This is a genomic window from Bosea sp. 685 (assembly GCF_031884435.1).
Lineage (GTDB): Bacteria > Pseudomonadota > Alphaproteobacteria > Rhizobiales > Beijerinckiaceae > Allobosea.
In genome coordinates this window covers 1,679,757-1,698,419 of sequence record NZ_CP134779.1, presented here as the reverse complement: position 1 = coordinate 1,698,419, position 18,663 = coordinate 1,679,757, and the positions used below count along the sequence as shown (strand labels likewise).

Below are 18,663 nucleotides of genomic sequence, written 5' to 3'. Positions count from 1 at the left end.
CAAGGCAAGGCAGGGTTTTCCGTCTCGCCTCCCCTTCGATCCCTGCCCACTCTCACACCGCTGCGCTGCTGCGGGCCTTGACCACGGCGAGCGGGGCCATGGGCGCGGGCCAGAGCTGGACACGATAGAAGTCGTCACCCTCGAGCCCGTCCTCGCTCAGCGTATCGAGGCCGGCATAGGAGACGCGAACCCGGTAGCTCCCCGGCGGCACGCCGAGACGCGGCGCATCGGGCAGATAATCCGTGCAGCCGGCAATCGCGACGCTGCCGGAGCGGACGGTGAAGGAGCCTTCATTGACCATGTCCCACTCGCCGAAATCGGCGGGTGGCTCCTGCGCATGAAGCGAGACGACGACCGGCACGGTCATGTTGCGCACTGTGCCGACGCCGATGGATTGCGCTGAGGCCGCAAACAGCCGCTCGACGGCCTCCTCCGTCCAGAGCGAGCCGAAATCGTCATTGGCCGTCTCGTCCTGGATATAGAACTGGAAATAATCGGCGAAGATCGCGAGTTCGATCGTGGTCTCCGTCGTCATGGGTGCTCCTCTTGAAACTGCGCCAGTCTTGCATCAACGCAAATCTTGCAACAGCGCCCGCAACCTCCGGCGCGACCATGTCGAGAGTGTGTCGCGCCACGCAGCCGCGCATGTTGGCGGCCGCTGCGGAATCGGTCATGGTCGCAAGTCTTTCGTCGATCGGACATGCCGCCATGCGCGCTTTTGCTCTCCTCGCCATCCTCGGAATCGCTCTCGGCGGCTGCCAGACCCGGCCTGTCGCACCGCCAGCGCCGCCGCCGGAGCAGGCCTATCCCGGCGTGACGCCCAGCACCTTCCATATGCCGGGCGGTTCGGGATGCTCGGGCGAGGTCGAGCGCTTCCAGGCCGTGATGGATAACGACCTCGCCACCGGCCACACCACCAAGGGCGTCCACTCCCGCGTCAGCGCCGAGATCGCAACCGCCCGCTCGAGCTGCACCGCGGGCAATGAAGGCGGCGCGATGGGGCAGCTCCACGCGACCAAGACGAAGTTCGGCTATCCGGGGTGATTCCTTCTCCCCTCGCGGGAGAAGGTGGCTCGGCGAAGCCGAGACGGATGAGGGGGCGCTGTGAGCTGCCCGTCTAGCTGAACACGACGCTTGCCGGAAAGGGCACGGCGCCCCCTCATCCGGCGCTGCGCGCCACCTTCTCCCGCCAGGGGAGAAGGGCGCGTCATTCTCGGGCGCCGCGAAGCGTAGACCCGAGAATCTCCTGCAGGGGATGCTCGGGGCGAGCCCGAGCACGACGGTTGGGTTCTAAGCCGCCAGCCCACGCTTCTCCAGCAGCGCCTCCGGCGTCGGCAGCCTGCCCCTGAACAGCGTATAGGCCTCGGCCGGGTCGCGCGTATCGCCAGCCGAATAGATGTAGCGCTTCAGCTTGTTGGCGACCACAGGCGCGAAGACGTCGCCCGCCTCGATGAAGGCGTTGAAGGCGTCGGCATCCATCACCTCTGACCAGAGATAGCTGTAATAGCCGGCCGAATAGCCGTCGCCGGAGAAGACATGGGTGAAATGCGGCGTGCGGTGGCGCATGATGATCTCCGCCGGCATGCCGATCCGCTTAAGCTCCGCCGCCTCGAAAGCAAGCGGGTCGATCTCGCCCGGATTCTCCAGCGAATGGAAGGCGAGATCGACCAGCGCCGATGAGGTGTACTCCACGGTGGAGAACCCCTGATTGAAGGTCTGCGCCGTCTTGATCTTATCGATCAGCGCCTCGGGAATGGGCTCGTTCGTCTCGGCATGCAGGCAATAGGCCTGCATCACCTCACGCGTCAGGAACCAGTGCTCATAGAGCTGCGAGGGCAGTTCGACGAAATCGCGCGAGACCGAAGTGCCGGCGAGCGAGCCGTAGCGCACATCCGACAGCAAACCATGCAGCGCGTGGCCGAATTCGTGGAACAGCGTGCGCGCATCGTCGATCGAGAGCAGCGCCGGCTTGCCCTCCGCCGGCTTGGCGAAATTGCAGACGTTGACGATGATCGGCCGAACCTCACCGTCGAAATTGCGCTGGCCGCGATAGGCGCTCATCCAGGCGCCCGAGCGCTTCGATGCGCGGGCGAAATAATCGCCGAGGAACAGGCCGATATGCCGGTCGCTCGCCGCCTCCTTGACCTCCCAGATCCGCACATCGGGGTGATAGCCCTTGAGCTCAGGCTTCGCCTCGAAGGCAAGCCCGAACAGCTTGCCGGCGACATCGAAGGCAGCATTGATGATGCGGTCGAGCTGGAGATAGGGCTTCAGCACCGCCTCATCGAGCGCATAGGTCTGCTGGCGCACCTTCTCGGCATAGTGGCGCCAATCCCAGGGGCGGATCGGCCCGTTCTCGCCCTCCCTCTGCGCCAGCGCGGCGAGATCGGCGGCCTCCTGCGCGGCGCGCGCCTTGGCCGGTTTCCAGACCAGTTCGAGCAGGTCGCGGACATGGGTCGGCGTCTTCGCCATGGAATCGTCGAGCTTGAAATGCGCGAAGGTCGGGAAGCCGAGCAGCTTCGCCTTCTCGGCCCGAAGCTTCACCGTCTCGGCGACGATGGCGCGGTTGTCGGTCTCACCGCCATTCTCGCCGCGTTTGCTCCAGGCAATGAAGGCCTCCTCGCGCAGATCGCGACGCGTCGAGAAGGTCAGGAAGGGCTCGATGATCGAGCGCGACAGCGTCACCGCATGCTTGCCCGCATGACCGCGGTCAGTAGCGGCACGCGCCATCGCCGCGATCAGGAAGGCCGGCAGGCCAGCAAGCCCGGTCTCGTCCGCGATGATCAGCGCATAGCTCGATTCGTCCTTCAGCACGTTTTGGCTGAACTGCGTGCCGAGCCCGGCAAGGCGTTCGTTGATCGCGGCGAGCCGCGTCTTGTCCTCCGGGCCGAGCTGCGCGCCCGAACGGATGAAGCCGCGATGCGTCCGCTCCAGCAGCCGCGCCTGCTCGGCGTCGAGGCCAAGCGTCTCACGCCTGGCGAACACCGCATCGACGCGAGCAAACAGCGCGGGGTCCATCATGATAGCCGACCAGTGCCGCGAGGTGAGCGGCGAGAGCTCACGCTCGATCGCCTGCAGCGCCTCGTTCGTGTCGGCGCCAGTGAGATTGTAGAATACGCCGCCAACGCGGCTGAGCGCCCTGCCCGCGCGCTCCAGCGCCTCGACGGTGTTGGCGAAGTCCGGTGCTGCGGCCTCAGTGGTCAGCGCGTCGATCTCGGACCTGTGCTTGACCAGGGCCGCTTCAAAAGCCGGGCGGATATGCTCGGGCGCGATCGCGGCAAAAGGCGGCAGGCCGAAGGGCGTGTCCCAGGCACGCGAAAACGGATTGTTGGCGGGCAGCGGCAGGCCTTCGGGGGCAAGCGTGGCTTCGGGGGAAAGAGTGGCTTCGGGGGCAAGCGTCATCGGGGCATCCGGTTGAATTGAGAGCGCAGAACTCGGGCGAACACTCGAAGGCTCAGTCTTGCCGCCAGATATGGGCGAGATAAGGCCGCATGAAGAGTGGCATGTCGAGGTGCTCGGCATCCTCGGGGCCGCGGACGATGGCGATGTCGGCAAGCTCCGGCTCATCCTGCGTCGCCATGCGCGCGAGCATCAGCGCGCGCGCCGCCTCGGCCGGCATGGCGACGGAGACAGGCCGCATGAAGGCGATGCGCCCGGGCTGGATCACCGCCGTCCAGCTCTCCTCCACCGTGATCTCGTCAAGCCTCAGCCCGGTCTCCTCGCAGAGCTCGCGCGTCACGCTGCCGGCGAGGTCGAGCGTGCCGTCGGGCCGCGCATCCTCGCGGTCGGGCGTGCCGGCGGCGAAATAGACCTTGCCGGGATTGGCGGTGTGCTGCCCCATCACCCCGCAGAGGAACGCGCCATCCGCGGCGCGCAGGGCCGCCATCGCAAAACCATTGCGCACCACCGAGCCCGGATGGCCGAAATCGCGCCAGCTGATGAAGGCGGCATAGTCGGTCTCGAAATAGCCAGCCTGGAAGACGCCATCGACGATCGCCGCGCGGTGCTGCAGCATCACCTTGCCGTTGAACATCGCCGGCTTGCCGGCGCTGATACGGCCCCAATGCGCCGCGATCTCGTCCGCCCGCTCCCGCGCGAAAACCCAGTCATAGGGCTCGATCAGCGCCTCCAGGCCAGCAAGCTCGACGATCGCGCCATCGACGATGCCGTTCTGTACCTGCGACGTCACAGCAGCACGCCCTCGCTGACCAGCACCGCCGAGCCGCCGATGCGTGCCGAAACCAGCGCCCCGTTCTCGACCGTCAGTTCGAGCGTAATCTGCGAAGGCCGGCCCATCTCGTAGCCCTGCTCGATGACGAAGCGATGCTCGCCATCGGCGGGTTTGTCGAAGGCCATGACCACGCCGGCGAAGGCGGCAGCAGCCCCACCGGTCGCGGGATCCTCCGCGATCCCGGCACCGGGCCAGAACATGCGCGCGTGGTAATGATGCCCCGTCTCAACGGTCTGCCGGCAGTAGACGAAGGCGTTGGGATGCTCAGCGGGCTTCATCACCGCGTCCCAGCGGGACAGGTCGAGTTTGACCCGGCCGATCGCATCGAGGCCGGCCACCGGCACGAAGGTAAAGGGGACACCGGCGGAGAACACAGCGGCGCGATGCCCCTCGAACCCGATTTCGCTCTCCTCGAGCCCGAGCGCTGCAGCGAGCGCGGCGTTGGCGGACGCGGCCTCGATCTCCTGCGGCAGACGCGGCATGGTGAAGACCGCGCGGCCGGACCGAGGCCCATCGACCGAGACCGCACAAGGCACGGGCCCGACCTTCTCCTCCAGCACCAGGAAATCGGCCCCGTTGCCCTCAGCCGCATCGCGCAGGGCCAGCAGCACGGCCGTGCCGACCGTCGGATGTCCCGCGAAGGGCAGCTCCCGGCCGGGCGTGAAGATGCGGATCGCGGCGCGATGGCCGGCTTCAGCCGGCGACGCCACGAACACCGTCTCCGACAGGTTGAACTCGCGCGTGATCGCCTGCATCGCCTCGGTGTCGAGCCCCTCGGCATCGAGCACCACGGCCAGCGGGTTGCCGGCATGCGCCCGGGTGGTGAAGACGTCGAGCGTGACGAAACGGCGCTTCATGAAGACGGTCCCTTGGGAATGACGAGATCGATGGTCAGAGGGCTGTGGTCGGAGGCCTTCGGCCGGTCCCAACCGACGCGCGGATAGCGGTCGGCGCAGGTCGCGAGCGTAGCCATCGAGCGGTCGGGTGCGCGCGGATCGAGCGGCACGCGATAAGGCAGGCCGCGCCGGATCATCTGCATCGCGGGCTTAGGGTTCGCCGCCGCCAGGGCGGACGAGAGCAGGATGTGGTCGAGCGGCATGTGGCTGTCGATCAACCTCTCCTGGCTTTCCGACCAGAAGCGTCGAAAATGCGTCCAGCGCTCATGCGCAGGCAGCGCCTCCATCGGATCGATGGCGAAATCCTCCAGCAGCGGCTCGATGCCGCTCTCGCCCTCGTCGACGATCTCGGCCAGGGGGCCGAGCCCATAGCGATAGGCGTTGAGATCGCCGAGCACGATCCAGTTCGCCTCGCGCCAGCCTTCGCCGAAGCGCGCCTTGACGATCTGCTTCACGGCCCTCGCCTCGGCGCGGCGCACCGGCAGCGTCGCCTGCCGCCCGTCGTCGCGGCCATTGTTCATCGACTTCAGATGGCAGCCGAACAGGCTCAAGCTTCGCCCGCCGAAATCCAGCGCGACCTCCAGGCAATCGCGGGCAAAGACCTTGCCATCGGGGCTGATGCCAAGGGCTGCAAGATCGCGATCATGCGCGCCAGCCTGCGCGAAGGTCAGCTCCTTGTGGGAGCGCACCGTGACCGCCTGCGGCGCCAGCAGGTCGCGCCGCGCCGCGAAGCCGATATCGATGTCGCGCCGGTCATTGCCATCGAGCAACGCGAAATGGCCGTAGCGATGGTCGGAGCTGCGATGGACGTAGTTGGCGAAGAAGGCCTGCAGGCTCGCGAGTGAATCGACCTCCTGCAGCATCCACAGATCGGCCTGCGCCTCGGCGATGGCGAGCGCGGTCATCTGGCGCTTGTCGTCCTCCAGCGCGACCGCCAGCGAGCGCTCGACAGCGTCGCGTTCGTCCGCGCGCGGGAAGTGGAACAGCGACATCGCCGCATCGGTCTCGAACCGTCCGCTCGGCCCGAAGCGATGCCGCGTCAGCAGGTTCTCGACATTGAAGGTGCCGATACGCAGCTTCATGCCGGTTCAGACCGGCTCGGGCGCAAACTGGTGCGACGGCGTCACGAACTCGTCCTGCGCCGCGACCATCAGGATCTCGCGCGAACCCGCCTCCTTGGTTCGCTTCAGCAGGCCGTAGATCGAGGCCGAGGCCTTGGCGAGCGCAGCCGCCGCCGATCCCTCGCGCAGATAATGGGTGAAGAACAGCGCCGCGATGGCGTCGCCAGCGCCATTGACGCTGACATCGAGTTTCGGCGTGCGCACGCGCCAGGAGCCCTTGGCGTCGGAGGCCATCATATCGATGGCATCGTCAGGGGTCTCGTTGGTCGACAATGAAGTCACCAGCACGACCTTCGGCCCGGTGTCGCGCAGCGCCTCGACCGCGCGATGCGCATCGGCGATGGTCTTGACCGCGATATCGGTCAGCAATTCCAGCTCGAACTGATTGGGCGTCACGATATCGGCTGCAGGCACCGCCTGCTCGCGCATGAATTCGGGGATGCCCGGCCGCACGAAGACCCCGCGACCGACATCGCCGATGACGGGATCACAGCAATAGAGGGCCTTGGGGTTGGCCGCGCGCACGCGCTCCACCGCCGAGAGGATGGCATGTCCGACATCGGCCGAGCCCATATAGCCGGAGAGCACGCCGTCGCAGGACGGCAGCACGCCGCGCTCGGCAATGCCTTCCATTACCTCGTCGATCATGCCGCCGTCGAAGACGCGGCCCTTCCAGGCGCCATAACCGGTGTGATTGGAGAACTGGACGGTATGGATCGGCCAGACCTCGACGCCGAGGCGCTGCATCGGGAACACGGCGGAGGCATTGCCGACATGGCCATAGGCGACATGCGACTGGATCGAGAGGATGTTCATGAGGCAACGCGCTTGGTGACGGAAACGAAAGCTCTACCCGCTCGCCCCGCCTCGCCGCAAATCGAAAGCGGTGATGGCCGCGATCAAGCCTTCAGGGTCACGAGCCAGTCAGCTGGGTGACGCCGGCCGTATCGGTGAACTGGACCAGGCTCAGGATCTTACCGTCCGCGAACGTGAACAGGTCCATGACCTCGAAGGGCGCGCTGCGCCCGCTCGGGACACACAGCACATCCGCTCGCCAATGCAATGCCGCCCGGTCGTCCTCGACCGTCAGCGACACCGTTTCAATGTTGCTGAAGGCGAAGGCGCCGATCAGCTCTGCCATCTGCGCGCGCACGGCGGCATGGCCGGTCGGCTGCATGAACATCGGCGCGGGAGCCGACGCTCCCGAGAGCCGATAGCTGCAATCGCGATGGAAATAGCCCATCACGGCGTCGAGGTCGCCGCGATGGCGCGCCTCATAGGCATCTTTGATCAGGGTCTCGATCGCAGCGCGCCCGGTCATCTCGCCTCTCCTTGCGTCAGAGGCGAGTGTGACCAGCGCGCCGGACAATGTCGAGAGGTCAGGAGCCGGACGCTGCCTTCTTCGCGAAGGTATCGATGAAGGTCTTCTTCAGATCGACATTCGACGTCGCCAGTTCCGGGTCGAGCAGCTTCAGCGCGTCATAGACGCTCTGCTGGCCTTCGGGCGGCGAGATGCCGGTGCGGGAATAGCTCTCCTGCGAATTCTTGACCGCGCGCAGATAGAGCGGCTTGTCGCCGAGCAGATATTCCGGTGGCACCAGGTCGGCGACATCCTCTGGCTTGGCAGTCTCCAGCCATTTCAGCGCCTTGACGAAGGCATTGACGAGCTTTTGCGTCGTCACCGGGTTCTTCTCGGCGAATTCGCCCTTGAGATAAAGCACGGCGGCCGGATTCGAGCCGCCGAAGAGGGCGCGCGTGCCGGCCTCTGTGCGGGTGTCGATCAGCGTGACGATGTCGCCATCGGCCTCGAGCTTCGAGGTCACGGGATCGAGATGCGAGATGATGTCGACCTGGCCCTGCTTGATCGCGGCAACCGCGCTCGCGCCCGCGCCGATGCCGATGATCGGCGCATCCGTCGCCTTCAGCCCGGCCTTGACCATGGCGTATTGCGCGGTCAGCGCCGTCGATGACCCCGGCGCGGTGACGCCGATCTTCAACCCCTTGAAGTCGGCGGCCGATTTGACCTTGTCGGCGAGCTCCTTGCGCACGGCGATGGTGATCGCCGGAAAGCGCCCGAGCTCGACCACGGCGCGCACATCCTGGCCCTTGGCCTGCATGCGGATGGTGTGCTCATAGGCGCCGGTGACGACATCGACCGAGCCGCCGACCAGCGCCTGCAGCGACTTCGCACCACCGCCGAAATCATTGATCTCGACCTCGAGCCCCTGCTCCTTGAAGAAGCCCTTCTTCTCGGCGACCGTCAGCGGGAGGTAATAGAGCAGTTGCTTGCCGCCAACGCCGAGCGTCAGCTTGGGTTTTTCGGCGTTCTGGGCCAACGCGGTCGGGGTAAAGCCCGGAGCGCTCCAGGCCGCCAGCGCGACGCCGGCCGCCATGATCAGATGTCTGCGGTTCATCGGGTTTCCTTCCCTGAGGATGCTTTGCTTCGAAAGCCTTGTTGGGAAGCAGTTCTAGATTAGTCGCAGGCGTCGCGCCAATCCCGCCTTGAGTCAAAGGCGTTGCGGAAACGAGCGGGCGATTTCACCGGAGAATGTGGCTGGCATAGAGCGCGACGCCGAAGCAGAACAGTGCGATCCCGAACAGGATCCAGCTCGCGCCGGTCGGGTTCTCCAGCGCGGCCTGCGAGGGATTGGCAGGGTCGTAATGCACCTCGACCTCGGCACCGGCCGGATAGCGCTTGACGACCTTCTCCGCGCCCCCTTGCGAGCCCGACATCTGCATGCCGAGCGCGATCTGGCGGCTACTGAAGCTGTGGCCGCGAACCTGATAGGTGAATTCGACGACCGGCGCGTAGCTTATGCGGGTCCGGCCGTCGTCCGTGCTCTTGCGCTGCTCGATGCGGCTCACGGTGACGCGCCCCGGCACGATCGGCCAGGCATTGGCGCGAGCGAGAGAGCGGCGAAAGACGAGGAAAAACAGCAGCGCCGCGCAGCCGAAGCCGAAGGCGAACAGCATCACCGGCACTTCGGCTTGCGGCATGCTCGCCTGCAGCGCCTCGGTCCCTTGCGTGGCCACCCAGTATCCACCCGCACCCAGGAGGGCCAGCACCAGCAGAACCCCGCCGCAACCCTTGACCACGCCCTTGGGCGCATCCCGCTCCAGCACGCAGTTCTCGGGATCGGCGGGGTCGTAATACACCGTCACCGCCGCGCCGACCGGGTAGCGCCCCAGCGCCTCCTCGGCGAAGGGGCCGCTGATATCGCCGATGCTGATCCGGCTGCCCTGATAACTCCGCCCGCCGGCCGAGAAGCTGTAGGCGACGGCGGGAATGTTGACGATGGTGGCGCCCTCGCCCACTCCGGACCGGCGCGTCGCCATGCGCGAACTCGTGATGCGCCCCTGCACTGGCAGCCAGCTCTTGGCCCGGCGCAGCTGGATCGCCTTATGGGCGACCATCGCGATGATCATGATCACCATCGGAAAGGCGATCAGCCCGATCATGCCCAGCGTCGTATTGGGAACAGGCAGCCGCTCCAACCAGCTATCGGGCAGATTGGTGACCACGAAGACCAGTGCGATCGAGGCGATGACCGCTGCGATCGCCCAGACCGGCGGCTCGCCTGCCGCCTCGGCGGCTTTCGCCGGCGACAATTGGCGCAGCCACACACGGTCGCGGCGCCAGCCAATCTCGCCATTCAGGGCCGCAAGCAGGATCGTCTTCAAGGTCGCGGCATCGACCGGGTCGGCCGCGGTGAAGCGATCCTTGCCGTCATGATAGGTCAGCCGGAACGAGCCGTCGCCGTTCAGAAAAGCTTCGACATCGCTATCATCGTCGCTGAGATTGACGAACCAGTCGGGCCCGCCGCCATGCCCGTCGATGGCGCCGGTGATGTCGGCAGGCTTCGGCGCCTCAATGATGCGACCGTTGAGTTCGAGTTCCATGGCACGCCTCCGCCATCGCGGAGACGAGCATGAGCCTGCAATCGCCGGCGATCAAGCGAAGATGACGTTACGTCGTCGTGGTCGAACTCTGCCCCGGTCGCCAGACCAACGCCCGAACGGGAACGCTCTCTAACGACGTAAAGCCATCGCATCGCCAACGTCACTGTGGCGCGCGCTGAACCGATACATCTCTCGAACCGTGACAAACCCAAGCCGTTCATAGACCGATAGCGCAGCCGGATTTGAGCTCGACACGTTCAAACCTGCAGGTCGGTCGCGCTCTAAGCCAGCAGCGCTCAATGCTCGAAAGGCCAAGGCGCTGCCGAGCCCTCGATTCTGACATGCCGGATCAACGGCGATGCTCTCAAGCCAAATCAGGTCGTTTTCCAGTTCAAGCCGGCAGAAACCAACGGCGCCCGATGTGTCCGTCGCAATCCAGACCGCGTCGTGCTCGATAAGGCGCGCCATCTCTGCCGGCGTCGTGTGCCGAAAGGCGGCATCCGAGGCGAAAGCGGCATTGTGAATACGGGCGATATCGACGGCATGATCCGCAGGAGCCGCTACGCGCACCAGCGAAAAACCCTCCGCTTGCGCGGCTGGCGGCGCGGTAAGCGTCGAACAGCGCATGCTGATCTCGGATTCGATGTGCCCGAATCCCAGAGCGCCGAGAAAAGCCAGCCCGGCAGGCCAGTCACGAGCGGCAAGCGTCTGTAGTGACAACGCGTCATTCGATTGATCAAGCGTCAACAGTTCAGCCAGCAGGGCGCTACCAATTCCACGGCGGCGCATGGCAGGGTCAACGATCAGCTTGAAGAAGCGAACGCGCCGCTCGGCCTGATCTCGCAACGAAGATTCAGCGAGCCCGACAAGACGTCCCTCGCTGAGGGCGACGCGAAAGTCTCGCCCACAATGGTTCTGCGGCTGCCTAACAAAGCGCTCCCAATCGGAGCCGTGGATGGGACCAATGCGAGGATCGACAGTCGCGGCACGCGCGTAGAGTTCGACGATATCGTCGGTGTCATCCTCGATCAGCCCGCGAATGCGGGTGGCTTGTTGCGACGCGCCTTGGCGCGGGTCTCGATCAGCAATCAAGGCTCTTCAGAACCTCACGTCGTCGTGGTCGAACTCTGCCCTGGCCGCCAGACCAGCAGCCGCTTCTCCACCATGGTCACGGCCGCGTCGATCGCGATTACGAAGATCGCCAGGATCAGCATGCCGGAGAACACGCCGGTGACGTCGAAGACGCTCTCGGCCTCGTGGATCTTGTAGCCGAGCCCCGCCGAGGAGCCGAGATATTCGCCAACCACCGCTCCCACCAGCGCAAAGCCCACCGACGTGTGCAGCGAGGAGAACATCCAGGTCAGCGCAGAAGGCCAATAGACATGGCGGAAGAGCTGACGCTCGTTCATGCCGAGCATGCGGGCGTTCGCCAGCACGGTCGGCGAAACCTCGCGCACGCCTTGGTAAACGTTGAAGAAGACGATGAAGAACACCAGCGTGAAGCCGAGCGCCACCTTCGACCAGATGCCGAGCCCAAACCAGAGCGCGAAGATTGGAGCCAGCACGACGCGCGGCAGGGCGTTCGCCGCCTTGATATAGGGGTCGAACACCGCCGCCAGCAATTCCTGCCGCGCGAAGGTGAAGCCGAAGAAGATGCCCGCGGCCGAGCCGATGACGAAGGCGAGCACGGTCTCGGTCAGCGTGATGCCGAGATGCCAGTAGATATCGGGTCCGATCAACTGGTTGAAGGTCCGCCCCAGCACGGCGGCCGGCGTCGAGAAGAAGAACTGGATCGTCTTGACCTCGCCGAAGATCGGATAGGCCGTCACGACGTGCCAGATCAGCAGGAAGACGACCATGACCAGCGCCTGCAGGCCAAGCAGCTTGGCGCGGTTCATGACGCGGCTCCTTCGACCAGCTCGCGCCCGTCGCCCATCGCATAGGCCTTCTGCACCTCGACCCTGAGCGAGGCCCAGATGTCGCGATGGATCTCGTGGAAGGCTTTTTCCAGCCGAATCTCGGCGATGTCGCGCGGCCGCGGCAGCGGCACGCGGTAATCGGCGACGATGCCGGCGGCCGGCCCCGCCGACATCACGACGACGCGGTCGGAGAGCGAGATCGCCTCCTCCAGATCATGCGTCACGAAGATCAGCGCCTTGCGGTCCTTCGACCAGAGATCGAGCAGGAGATTGCCCATGATCTGCCGGGTCTGCGCGTCGAGCGGGCCGAAAGGCTCGTCCATCAGCAGGATTTCCGGGTCGCGGATCAACATCTGCGCGAGGCTGACGCGCTTGCGCTGCCCGCCTGAAAGCATATGCGGATAGCGATCGACGAAGGCGCGCAAGCCCACCCTGCCGAGCCATTCGCGCGCCCGGGCGTCGGCCTGCGCATCGGAAACGCCCATCGGCTCCAGCGCGACCTTGACGTTTTCGAGCGCCGTCTTCCACGGCATCAGCGCATCGGCCTGGAAGAGATAGCCGGCCCGGCGGTTCAGGCCCGAGAGCGGCTTGCCGAAGATGCCGACCGTGCCGGCCGAGGGCACGAGCAGGCCCGCCGCCGCGTTGAGCAAGGTCGACTTGCCACAGCCGGTCGGCCCGACGACCGAGACGAACTCGCCCGCCGCAACCGAGAGGTTGATCCCGGTGACCGCCTTGTAGCGCTTGCCGCCATCGATGTGGAAGGTGATGTCGAGCCCGTTGAGGGCGACCGCAGGCGACGTCTCGCCTGCTCCCGCATCGCGCTGCGGGGGGTGGTGCAACTCCATGAAATCCGTTTCCCCGTCGGCCTGGCGCCCATTCTGCGCTCGCCGCTCATGCCTTGATCTTTGCGGCCAAGACCCTGACCTTTGCGGCTAAGACTATGCGATCCCCCGGCGAAGGCAAAGTCGTCCTTCGGCGAAGGAGGCCGCCTTTCGCGCAAGGCCTGTGGTTGCATAACCCTGCGGTAGACGCGATAAGCCGGCGCCTCCCGCCGGAAAGATCGCGCTCGCCATGGCCCAACTCGAACTCTGGATGCAAGCGCTCGTCGAGTTCATGCGGGCCCATCAGGAATGGGCGATCCCGATCGTCTTCCTGGTCGCCTTCTGCGAATGCGTCGCGGTGTTGTCCTGGCTCGTGCCGGCAACCGTGTTCTTCACCGCCTTCGGGGCGGCGGCCGGAGCGTCGGGCCTCAATCTGATTCCGCTCGCCTTTGCGGCTTCGGTCGGCGCCGGCTGCGGCTTCTGGGTCTCGTATTGGGCGGGCCTCGTGCTGGGCCCGCGCGTCGGCGATTACTGGCCACTCAACAAGAACCCGCAATTGCTCGAGCGCGGCCACGCCTTCTTCGAGAAATGGGGCGTCGCCAGCATCCTGATCGGCCACTTCTTCGGGCCGTTGCGCGCCGTGATCGCGATCGTCGCCGGTATCGTGCAGATGCCGTTCTGGCCTTTCCAGATCGCCAACTGGATCGCCTCGACCGCCTGGGGTTTCGCGCTGCTTTACGGCGCCGGGCGCCTCGCCGAGTTCATGACGAAATAGCGCGGGCGGCGACAAGCAGGCACCGGTTACCCGCGATCGGAAACCCCACGCCGAAACACTGCAATTGGCTGAATGCGCCATTCAGCACGGGTTCACGCCGCCAGGCGCGATATGGCGTCGTCACGTCGGCGCCCCGCCATCGAGCGGTTCGACGCCGCCGTGACACGCTGGACCGGCCCCAAGCCGGCAGCGTCGTCTGGCGAAGGGCCCGGCCTCCGTCAGATGCGACAAACCGGGCCGAACACTGAGGTCCATGACATGACGATCTCCCGTTTCCTGATCCCCCTCGCCGCGCTCGCTTTGACCGCCGGCCAGGGCTTCGCACAGACGGCGACGCAGCCCGCGACGCCTGCAAAGCCGACCGCTCCGGTCACCGCTCCAGCGGCTCCAGCAGTTCAGCCCGCCAAGCCGATAGCGACGCAGCCCGCCCAGGCCAAGAAGATCAACATCAACACGGCGACCGCCGCCGAACTCGACACGCTGAAGGGTATCGGCGAGGCCCGTTCCAAGAAGATCATCGAGGAGCGCGCCAAGACGAAGTTCAAGGACTTCGCCGATCTGGTGAAGCGCAACGTGCTGCCCTCCAATGTCGAAGCCGACATCAAGGACAAGATCACCTTCTGAACCGACTGAATCGGCGTCTGCGCCGGTTCGCCGACGAGACGAAGCGAGGCCCGGCGGAACACCGCCGGGCCTTTTCTTCAGAACGGTTTCCGATCCAACTGGATCATTCAACAGCAGCCCTGGCCGATTGTTCAACGCGTCTTCGTTACGCGAACCGATATCCACTCCGCTCGAAAACGCTCTCGCGCGAAGACGCTCTCGTGTCGGAATAGGCCGGTCAGCTCCTGATCAGGCCGGCGATGACCGCCGCCATCAGACCGAAGCACAGCCCCAGCACGATGCGCGTGAGGGTCTGCGAGTCGAGCAGCTTCAAAACCGTCATGTCACCCTCCTCAGTCATGTCGAAAATCTTGCATGTCGAAGGCCGCGAGCCTTACGGCTCAGCTCGGGAACGCTCCGACGAGAAGGCCCGCCATGGCGGTCAGGATCAGGGCAACGGCGAGCACCAACAGGACAGGCTTGCCGAGGAAACCCTGACGCGCCTCGACGGGCGTCTCGACCGCGGGATCGGCATCGGAATGGTCGTCGGCCCGCATCGGCGGAATTCGGTTGCCGTCCTGCAGCCCTTCGGATTGCGCCTTGGCGCGTTCCTCTGTCTCGGTCGTCATCTGTGCCTCCTTCCCCAGCCGCGATCGTCGCGGACGGATCAACCGGGCAGCAGGCCGACGAAGGTGTTGGCGAGTAGCGTGACCACGAGACCACCGAGAAGCGCGAGCAGCAACGGCCAATTCGGGCCACCCTCCTGCTGAAGGACATCGCCAGGGTCGGCCTCGGTCTCGCGCGCCTGCCGGTCGCGCTCGCGGATCGCCCGTTCGCTGGAATCCCAATCCCGTGCCATGCCCGTGCCCCGGTTGATCCTGCTAGCCATGGAAACGCACCAAGCGCGCCTCGGTTCCGCCTGATGTGGCGAACCGCGCTCCAGAATGAGAAAGGCGGACGCATCGCTGCGCCCGCCTCCTTTGGAAATCAGGATTATCTTAACCTTACCAAGACCTTCCACTGAGAAGCGGAATCAAGCCGACAAGACGTTGAATCAGCATGTCAGCGAGCTGGCAGGCGCCAGATCAGGTCTTGATCTTGATCCCAAAGGCCCGGCGCGAGCCGGGCCGTCGCGGAAGAAGAAGGGGTCAGTTCTTGGTCTTGTCGACCAGAGCCTTCGCCTTGATCCAGGGCATCATGTCGCGCAGCTTGGCGCCGACTTCCTCGATCGGGTGGGCGGCCATGCGGGCGCGGGTCGCCTTGAACGAGGTCTGGTTGACCTTGTTCTCCAGCATCCAGTCGCGTGTGAACTTGCCCGACTGGATGTCGGTCAGCACGCGCTTCATCTCGGCCTTGGTCTCAGGCGTGATGATGCGCGGGCCGGTGACGTACTCGCCATACTCGGCCGTGTTCGAGATCGAGTAGTTCATGTTCGCGATGCCGCCCTCATAGATCAGGTCGACGATCAGCTTCACCTCGTGCAGGCACTCGAAATAGGCCATCTCGGGGGCGTAGCCGGCCTCGGTCAGCGTCTCGTAGCCAGCCTTGATCAATTCGACGATGCCGCCGCAGAGCACGACCTGCTCGCCGAAGAGATCGGTCTCGCACTCTTCCTTGAAGGTGGTCTCGATGATGCCGGCGCGGCCGCCGCCATTGGCGCTGGCGTAGCTGAGGCCGAGGTCATGGGCGTTTCCGGTCGCGTCCTGGTGGATCGCGATCAGGGTCGGCACGCCGCCGCCGCGCTGATATTCCGAACGCACCGTGTGGCCGGGGCCCTTGGGGGCGACCATCAGCACGTCGAGGTCCTTGCGCGGCTCGATCAGGTTGAAATGGACGTTGAGGCCATGCGCGAACAGAAGGGCGGCGCCCTCCTTCATGTTGCCGTGCAGTTCGTCGCGATAGATGTCGCCCTGCAGCTCGTCGGGGGTCAGCATCATCATGATGTCGGAGACCTTGGCGGCCTCGGTCGGCGTCATCACCTTGAAGCCGGCCTCTTCGGCCTTCTTGCGCGTCGCCGAACCGGTCTTGAGCGCGATGATGACGTCCTTGACGCCGGAATCGCGCAGGTTCAGCGCGTGGGCATGGCCCTGCGAGCCGTAGCCCACGATGCAGACCTTCTTGCCCTTGATCAGATTGATGTCCGCATCACGATCGTAATAAACGCGCATTGGGTGTCTCCTTTTGTCACGCGTTGGTCTTATCCAGGCCCGGATCGTTTTTCGCCGTGCCGTAGAGGGTGAGAAACTGCTCGGTCGCGCGCTCCGCGTCGCGTTCGATCTCGGCCTGTCCAAGCGGCAGCGCATCGCCCAGCAATAGCCGGATCTGCACATCGCGGCCGACAAGGCCCAGGAAACTGCGAAACGCCGTCTCGGTGTCGTCATAGGCCAGGAGACCGGCCTCGCGCCCTGCATCGAGGACCGGCTTCAGGCGCTCGCCGATCGCGAAGCGCCCATTGGCAAGCACGATGGCGCCGAGATTGCCGGCCCGCGAGCCGGCCTGGCTGATCGCGATGCGGTTCAGGGCGACCGAGGTCGAGCTCGAGATCACGCCGAGCCAGTTCGCGGCGAAACGCGTCAGGCTGTCGCGCAGGCCAAGCGCGTTGAGCGTCTGCCGGTCGTAGTTGCCCGCCCGGACTTTCGAGGCCTGCCACTGCACGGTCGCTGTCAGCAAACCGTCGCGGTCACCGAACCATTTGTAAAGCGTTTCCTTCGAGCAGCTCGCGCGGCGGGCGACAGCCGTCATGGTCAGGTGATCGCCCTTCTCCACCATCAGCGCGAGCACGGCGTCGAGCACGGCCTGCTGGCGCGCGGTCGGACCTTCCTGCTGTGCGTCGATGGGATTGGCCATGATAAGGAGCCGCGATTGCGTACCGTACGTTACGGTTCAGTCGTCTACCGAAGCTTGCGCGACGATGCAAGCGGCTCGCTCCGCCACAGCGGATTTTCCTTGGCCGCACGCGGGACCCGCGCTACCTCGCCCGCCAAGAGCCTTCGCCTGAACTCAAGAGCCTTCGCGTGATCTTAGGAGATGCACCATGAACCTGCCCTCCGCAGCGCAGATCGTCACCTTCTGGCGCGAGGCCGGCCCGGACAAATGGTTCGCCAAAGACGCTGCCTTCGACGCCGAGATCCATCGGCGCTTCCTGGCGGTGCATGAAGCTGCGGCGGCCGGCAAGCTGACCGATTGGGAGGCGACGCCCGAAGACGTTTATGCATTGCTGATCCTGCTCGACCAGTTTCCGCGGAACCTGTTCCGCGGCAGCCCGCGCGCCTTCGCCACCGACGCCATGGCGCTCGGCATCGCCGAGCGGGCGGTCGCCAGGGGATTCGACCGCGCCTTCACGCCGCCCGAGAGCCGCTTCATCTACATGCCATTCATGCATGCCGAGGATCTCAGGCATCAGGAACGCTGCATCGCGCTCTGCGCGGCCTCGGACGATCCCGACGGCGTGAAATTCGCCGAGATCCACCGCGAGATCATCCGCGATTTCGGCCGCTTCCCGCACCGCAACCCGGTGCTGGGACGAACGACCACTGAAGCCGAGCACGCATTCCTCAATGAAGGCGGCTTCAGTGGCTGAAGCCGGCATGACACCAACCGCCGCGAGCTAGGACGCAATCAGGCTGCGGCGGCCTCCCGATGGGCCTGCGCCAATTCGGCGAGGCTCTTGAAGTGGAAGTTCACCTTCGGTTGGTGTTCAGGCAACGGGGTCGCGCCGCTGCCGGACTTGCCGAAGCGCCGGTCAATCCAGGCGCAAGCGAGCCCCGCCTCCTTGGCCGGCCCATGGTCATGGTAGAGGCTTTGTGCGGTATGCAACACCGCACTCGGACCGAGGTCCAGATCGGCCGCGAGATGTTCGAGCAGATAGGCGAAATTGCGCGGATCGGGCTTGTACGAGCCAACATCCTCGGCGGTGTAGATGCCGTCGAAGCTCACGCCGAGTTTCCTGTTGCTGGCCGCAAAGCTCTGGCGGTCGACATTCGACAGGATGACGAGCCGGTAGTGCCGCTTGAGATAGGCGAGCGCTTCGGCGGAGTCCGGAAAGGCCGGCCAGTCCGGCACGGACGCACCGAAGCGCTCATTCAGATCGGCATGGATGCGCACCCCGAGATCCCTGGCGAAGCGCGCATGAACCACGGACAGCAGCGTGGAATAGCGCAGCGATGGCGTTGCCTGTTCCTGCTCGCTCTCATAGCGCCCGAAACGAGCGAGCGCCTCCTCGCGCCCCAGATCGAGTTGCCCAGCGCTCAACAGCGGCTGCAGCGCGTTCCAGATCCCGGTTTCCCAGTCGATCAGCGTCCCATAGCAATCGAACGTCAAAGCCTTGAACTCGGTCAGCTTCATCGAAAGGCCTCCTCATACGGCGTCATGAGGCTCGACCTTAGCGGGGCCTTGCA

Annotated in this window: 21 protein-coding genes; 4 read left to right on the top strand and 17 right to left on the bottom strand. The window is 65.3% G+C overall.

Annotated features, from left to right (window positions below; all coding sequences use genetic code 11):
* Nucleotides 1-52: 52 nt before the first annotated feature.
* Nucleotides 53-535, bottom strand: coding sequence for a hypothetical protein (locus tag RMR04_RS09360; RefSeq protein WP_311914328.1), 483 nt, complete (start codon nucleotides 533-535; stop codon nucleotides 53-55).
* Nucleotides 536-672: 137 nt separating this feature from the next.
* Between RMR04_RS09360 and RMR04_RS09355 the strand changes: the two genes are divergently transcribed.
* Nucleotides 673-1,044: a hypothetical protein gene (locus RMR04_RS09355; RefSeq protein WP_311914327.1), complete on the top strand. Its 372-nt coding sequence runs from the start codon at nucleotides 673-675 to the stop codon at nucleotides 1,042-1,044.
* Nucleotides 1,045-1,290: 246 nt separating this feature from the next.
* Here the strand turns inward: RMR04_RS09355 and RMR04_RS09350 are convergent, their stop codons facing one another.
* From RMR04_RS09350 to RMR04_RS09300, 11 genes are all read right to left on the bottom strand, one after another.
* Nucleotides 1,291-3,402 (bottom strand): M3 family metallopeptidase, encoded by a 2,112-nt coding sequence (locus RMR04_RS09350; RefSeq protein ID WP_311914326.1) that lies wholly within the window; start codon nucleotides 3,400-3,402, stop codon nucleotides 1,291-1,293.
* A 52-nt stretch (nucleotides 3,403-3,454) separates the two neighbouring features.
* Complete coding sequence (locus tag RMR04_RS09345) at nucleotides 3,455-4,189, bottom strand: NUDIX hydrolase (protein ID WP_311914325.1); 735 nt, start codon at nucleotides 4,187-4,189, stop codon at nucleotides 3,455-3,457.
* The gene (locus RMR04_RS09340; RefSeq protein ID WP_311914323.1) at nucleotides 4,186-5,088 is read right to left on the bottom strand and encodes a PhzF family phenazine biosynthesis protein; all 903 of its coding nucleotides are present in this window, start codon (nucleotides 5,086-5,088) and stop codon (nucleotides 4,186-4,188) included. Before RMR04_RS09340 ends, RMR04_RS09345 begins: the two co-directional genes overlap by 4 nt.
* Complete coding sequence (locus RMR04_RS09335) at nucleotides 5,085-6,209, bottom strand: endonuclease/exonuclease/phosphatase family protein (RefSeq protein WP_311914322.1); 1,125 nt, start codon at nucleotides 6,207-6,209, stop codon at nucleotides 5,085-5,087. The genes RMR04_RS09340 and RMR04_RS09335 overlap by 4 nt, the downstream gene beginning before the upstream one ends.
* Nucleotides 6,210-6,215: 6 nt before the next feature.
* The gene (gene pdxY, locus RMR04_RS09330; RefSeq protein ID WP_311914321.1) at nucleotides 6,216-7,064 is read right to left on the bottom strand and encodes a pyridoxal kinase PdxY; all 849 of its coding nucleotides are present in this window, start codon (nucleotides 7,062-7,064) and stop codon (nucleotides 6,216-6,218) included.
* A 97-nt stretch (nucleotides 7,065-7,161) separates the two neighbouring features.
* On the bottom strand, nucleotides 7,162-7,569 hold the full coding sequence (locus RMR04_RS09325; RefSeq protein ID WP_311914319.1) for a nuclear transport factor 2 family protein: 408 nt from the start codon (nucleotides 7,567-7,569) through the stop codon (nucleotides 7,162-7,164).
* Nucleotides 7,570-7,627: 58 nt separating this feature from the next.
* Nucleotides 7,628-8,662: an ABC transporter substrate-binding protein gene (locus RMR04_RS09320; protein ID WP_311914318.1), complete on the bottom strand. Its 1,035-nt coding sequence runs from the start codon at nucleotides 8,660-8,662 to the stop codon at nucleotides 7,628-7,630.
* Nucleotides 8,663-8,786: 124 nt separating this feature from the next.
* Nucleotides 8,787-10,148, bottom strand: coding sequence for a DUF3592 domain-containing protein (locus RMR04_RS09315; protein WP_311914317.1), 1,362 nt, complete (start codon nucleotides 10,146-10,148; stop codon nucleotides 8,787-8,789).
* Between the two features lie 129 nt (nucleotides 10,149-10,277).
* Entirely contained in the window at nucleotides 10,278-11,240 is a 963-nt protein-coding gene (locus RMR04_RS09310) for a GNAT family N-acetyltransferase (RefSeq protein WP_311914315.1), read from the bottom strand.
* A 14-nt stretch (nucleotides 11,241-11,254) separates the two neighbouring features.
* The gene (locus RMR04_RS09305) at nucleotides 11,255-12,046 is read right to left on the bottom strand and encodes an ABC transporter permease (protein WP_311914314.1); all 792 of its coding nucleotides are present in this window, start codon (nucleotides 12,044-12,046) and stop codon (nucleotides 11,255-11,257) included.
* The gene (locus RMR04_RS09300; RefSeq protein ID WP_311914312.1) at nucleotides 12,043-12,912 is read right to left on the bottom strand and encodes an ABC transporter ATP-binding protein; all 870 of its coding nucleotides are present in this window, start codon (nucleotides 12,910-12,912) and stop codon (nucleotides 12,043-12,045) included. The genes RMR04_RS09305 and RMR04_RS09300 overlap by 4 nt, the downstream gene beginning before the upstream one ends.
* A 226-nt stretch (nucleotides 12,913-13,138) precedes the next feature.
* On the opposite strand from RMR04_RS09300, the gene RMR04_RS09295 reads away from it, so the two are divergent.
* On the top strand, nucleotides 13,139-13,663 hold the full coding sequence (locus RMR04_RS09295; RefSeq protein ID WP_311914311.1) for a DedA family protein: 525 nt from the start codon (nucleotides 13,139-13,141) through the stop codon (nucleotides 13,661-13,663).
* Between the two features lie 258 nt (nucleotides 13,664-13,921).
* Nucleotides 13,922-14,287: a ComEA family DNA-binding protein gene (locus RMR04_RS09290; RefSeq protein WP_311914310.1), complete on the top strand. Its 366-nt coding sequence runs from the start codon at nucleotides 13,922-13,924 to the stop codon at nucleotides 14,285-14,287.
* Nucleotides 14,288-14,667: 380 nt separating this feature from the next.
* On the opposite strand, the gene RMR04_RS09285 is transcribed toward RMR04_RS09290, so the two are convergent.
* The 4 genes from RMR04_RS09285 to RMR04_RS09270 all read right to left on the bottom strand — a co-directional run bounded on the left by RMR04_RS09285 (nucleotide 14,668) and on the right by RMR04_RS09270 (nucleotide 17,113).
* Nucleotides 14,668-14,895 (bottom strand): hypothetical protein, encoded by a 228-nt coding sequence (locus RMR04_RS09285; RefSeq protein WP_311914309.1) that lies wholly within the window; start codon nucleotides 14,893-14,895, stop codon nucleotides 14,668-14,670.
* Between the two features lie 38 nt (nucleotides 14,896-14,933).
* A complete protein-coding gene (locus tag RMR04_RS09280) occupies nucleotides 14,934-15,155 on the bottom strand; it encodes a hypothetical protein (protein ID WP_311914308.1) in 222 nt (73 codons plus the stop codon).
* Nucleotides 15,156-15,414: 259 nt separating this feature from the next.
* On the bottom strand, nucleotides 15,415-16,434 hold the full coding sequence (ilvC, locus tag RMR04_RS09275; RefSeq protein WP_311914307.1) for a ketol-acid reductoisomerase: 1,020 nt from the start codon (nucleotides 16,432-16,434) through the stop codon (nucleotides 15,415-15,417).
* 16 nt (nucleotides 16,435-16,450) lie between these two features.
* Nucleotides 16,451-17,113, bottom strand: coding sequence for a TetR/AcrR family transcriptional regulator C-terminal domain-containing protein (locus tag RMR04_RS09270; protein WP_311914306.1), 663 nt, complete (start codon nucleotides 17,111-17,113; stop codon nucleotides 16,451-16,453).
* A 187-nt stretch (nucleotides 17,114-17,300) separates the two neighbouring features.
* Here RMR04_RS09270 and RMR04_RS09265 point away from each other — a divergent pair, with 187 nt between their 5' ends.
* Complete coding sequence (locus RMR04_RS09265; RefSeq protein ID WP_311914305.1) at nucleotides 17,301-17,846, top strand: DUF924 family protein; 546 nt, start codon at nucleotides 17,301-17,303, stop codon at nucleotides 17,844-17,846.
* Between the two features lie 38 nt (nucleotides 17,847-17,884).
* Here the strand turns inward: RMR04_RS09265 and RMR04_RS09260 are convergent, their stop codons facing one another.
* The gene (locus RMR04_RS09260; RefSeq protein ID WP_311914303.1) at nucleotides 17,885-18,610 is read right to left on the bottom strand and encodes a haloacid dehalogenase type II; all 726 of its coding nucleotides are present in this window, start codon (nucleotides 18,608-18,610) and stop codon (nucleotides 17,885-17,887) included.
* Between the last annotated feature and the right edge of the window lie 53 nt (nucleotides 18,611-18,663).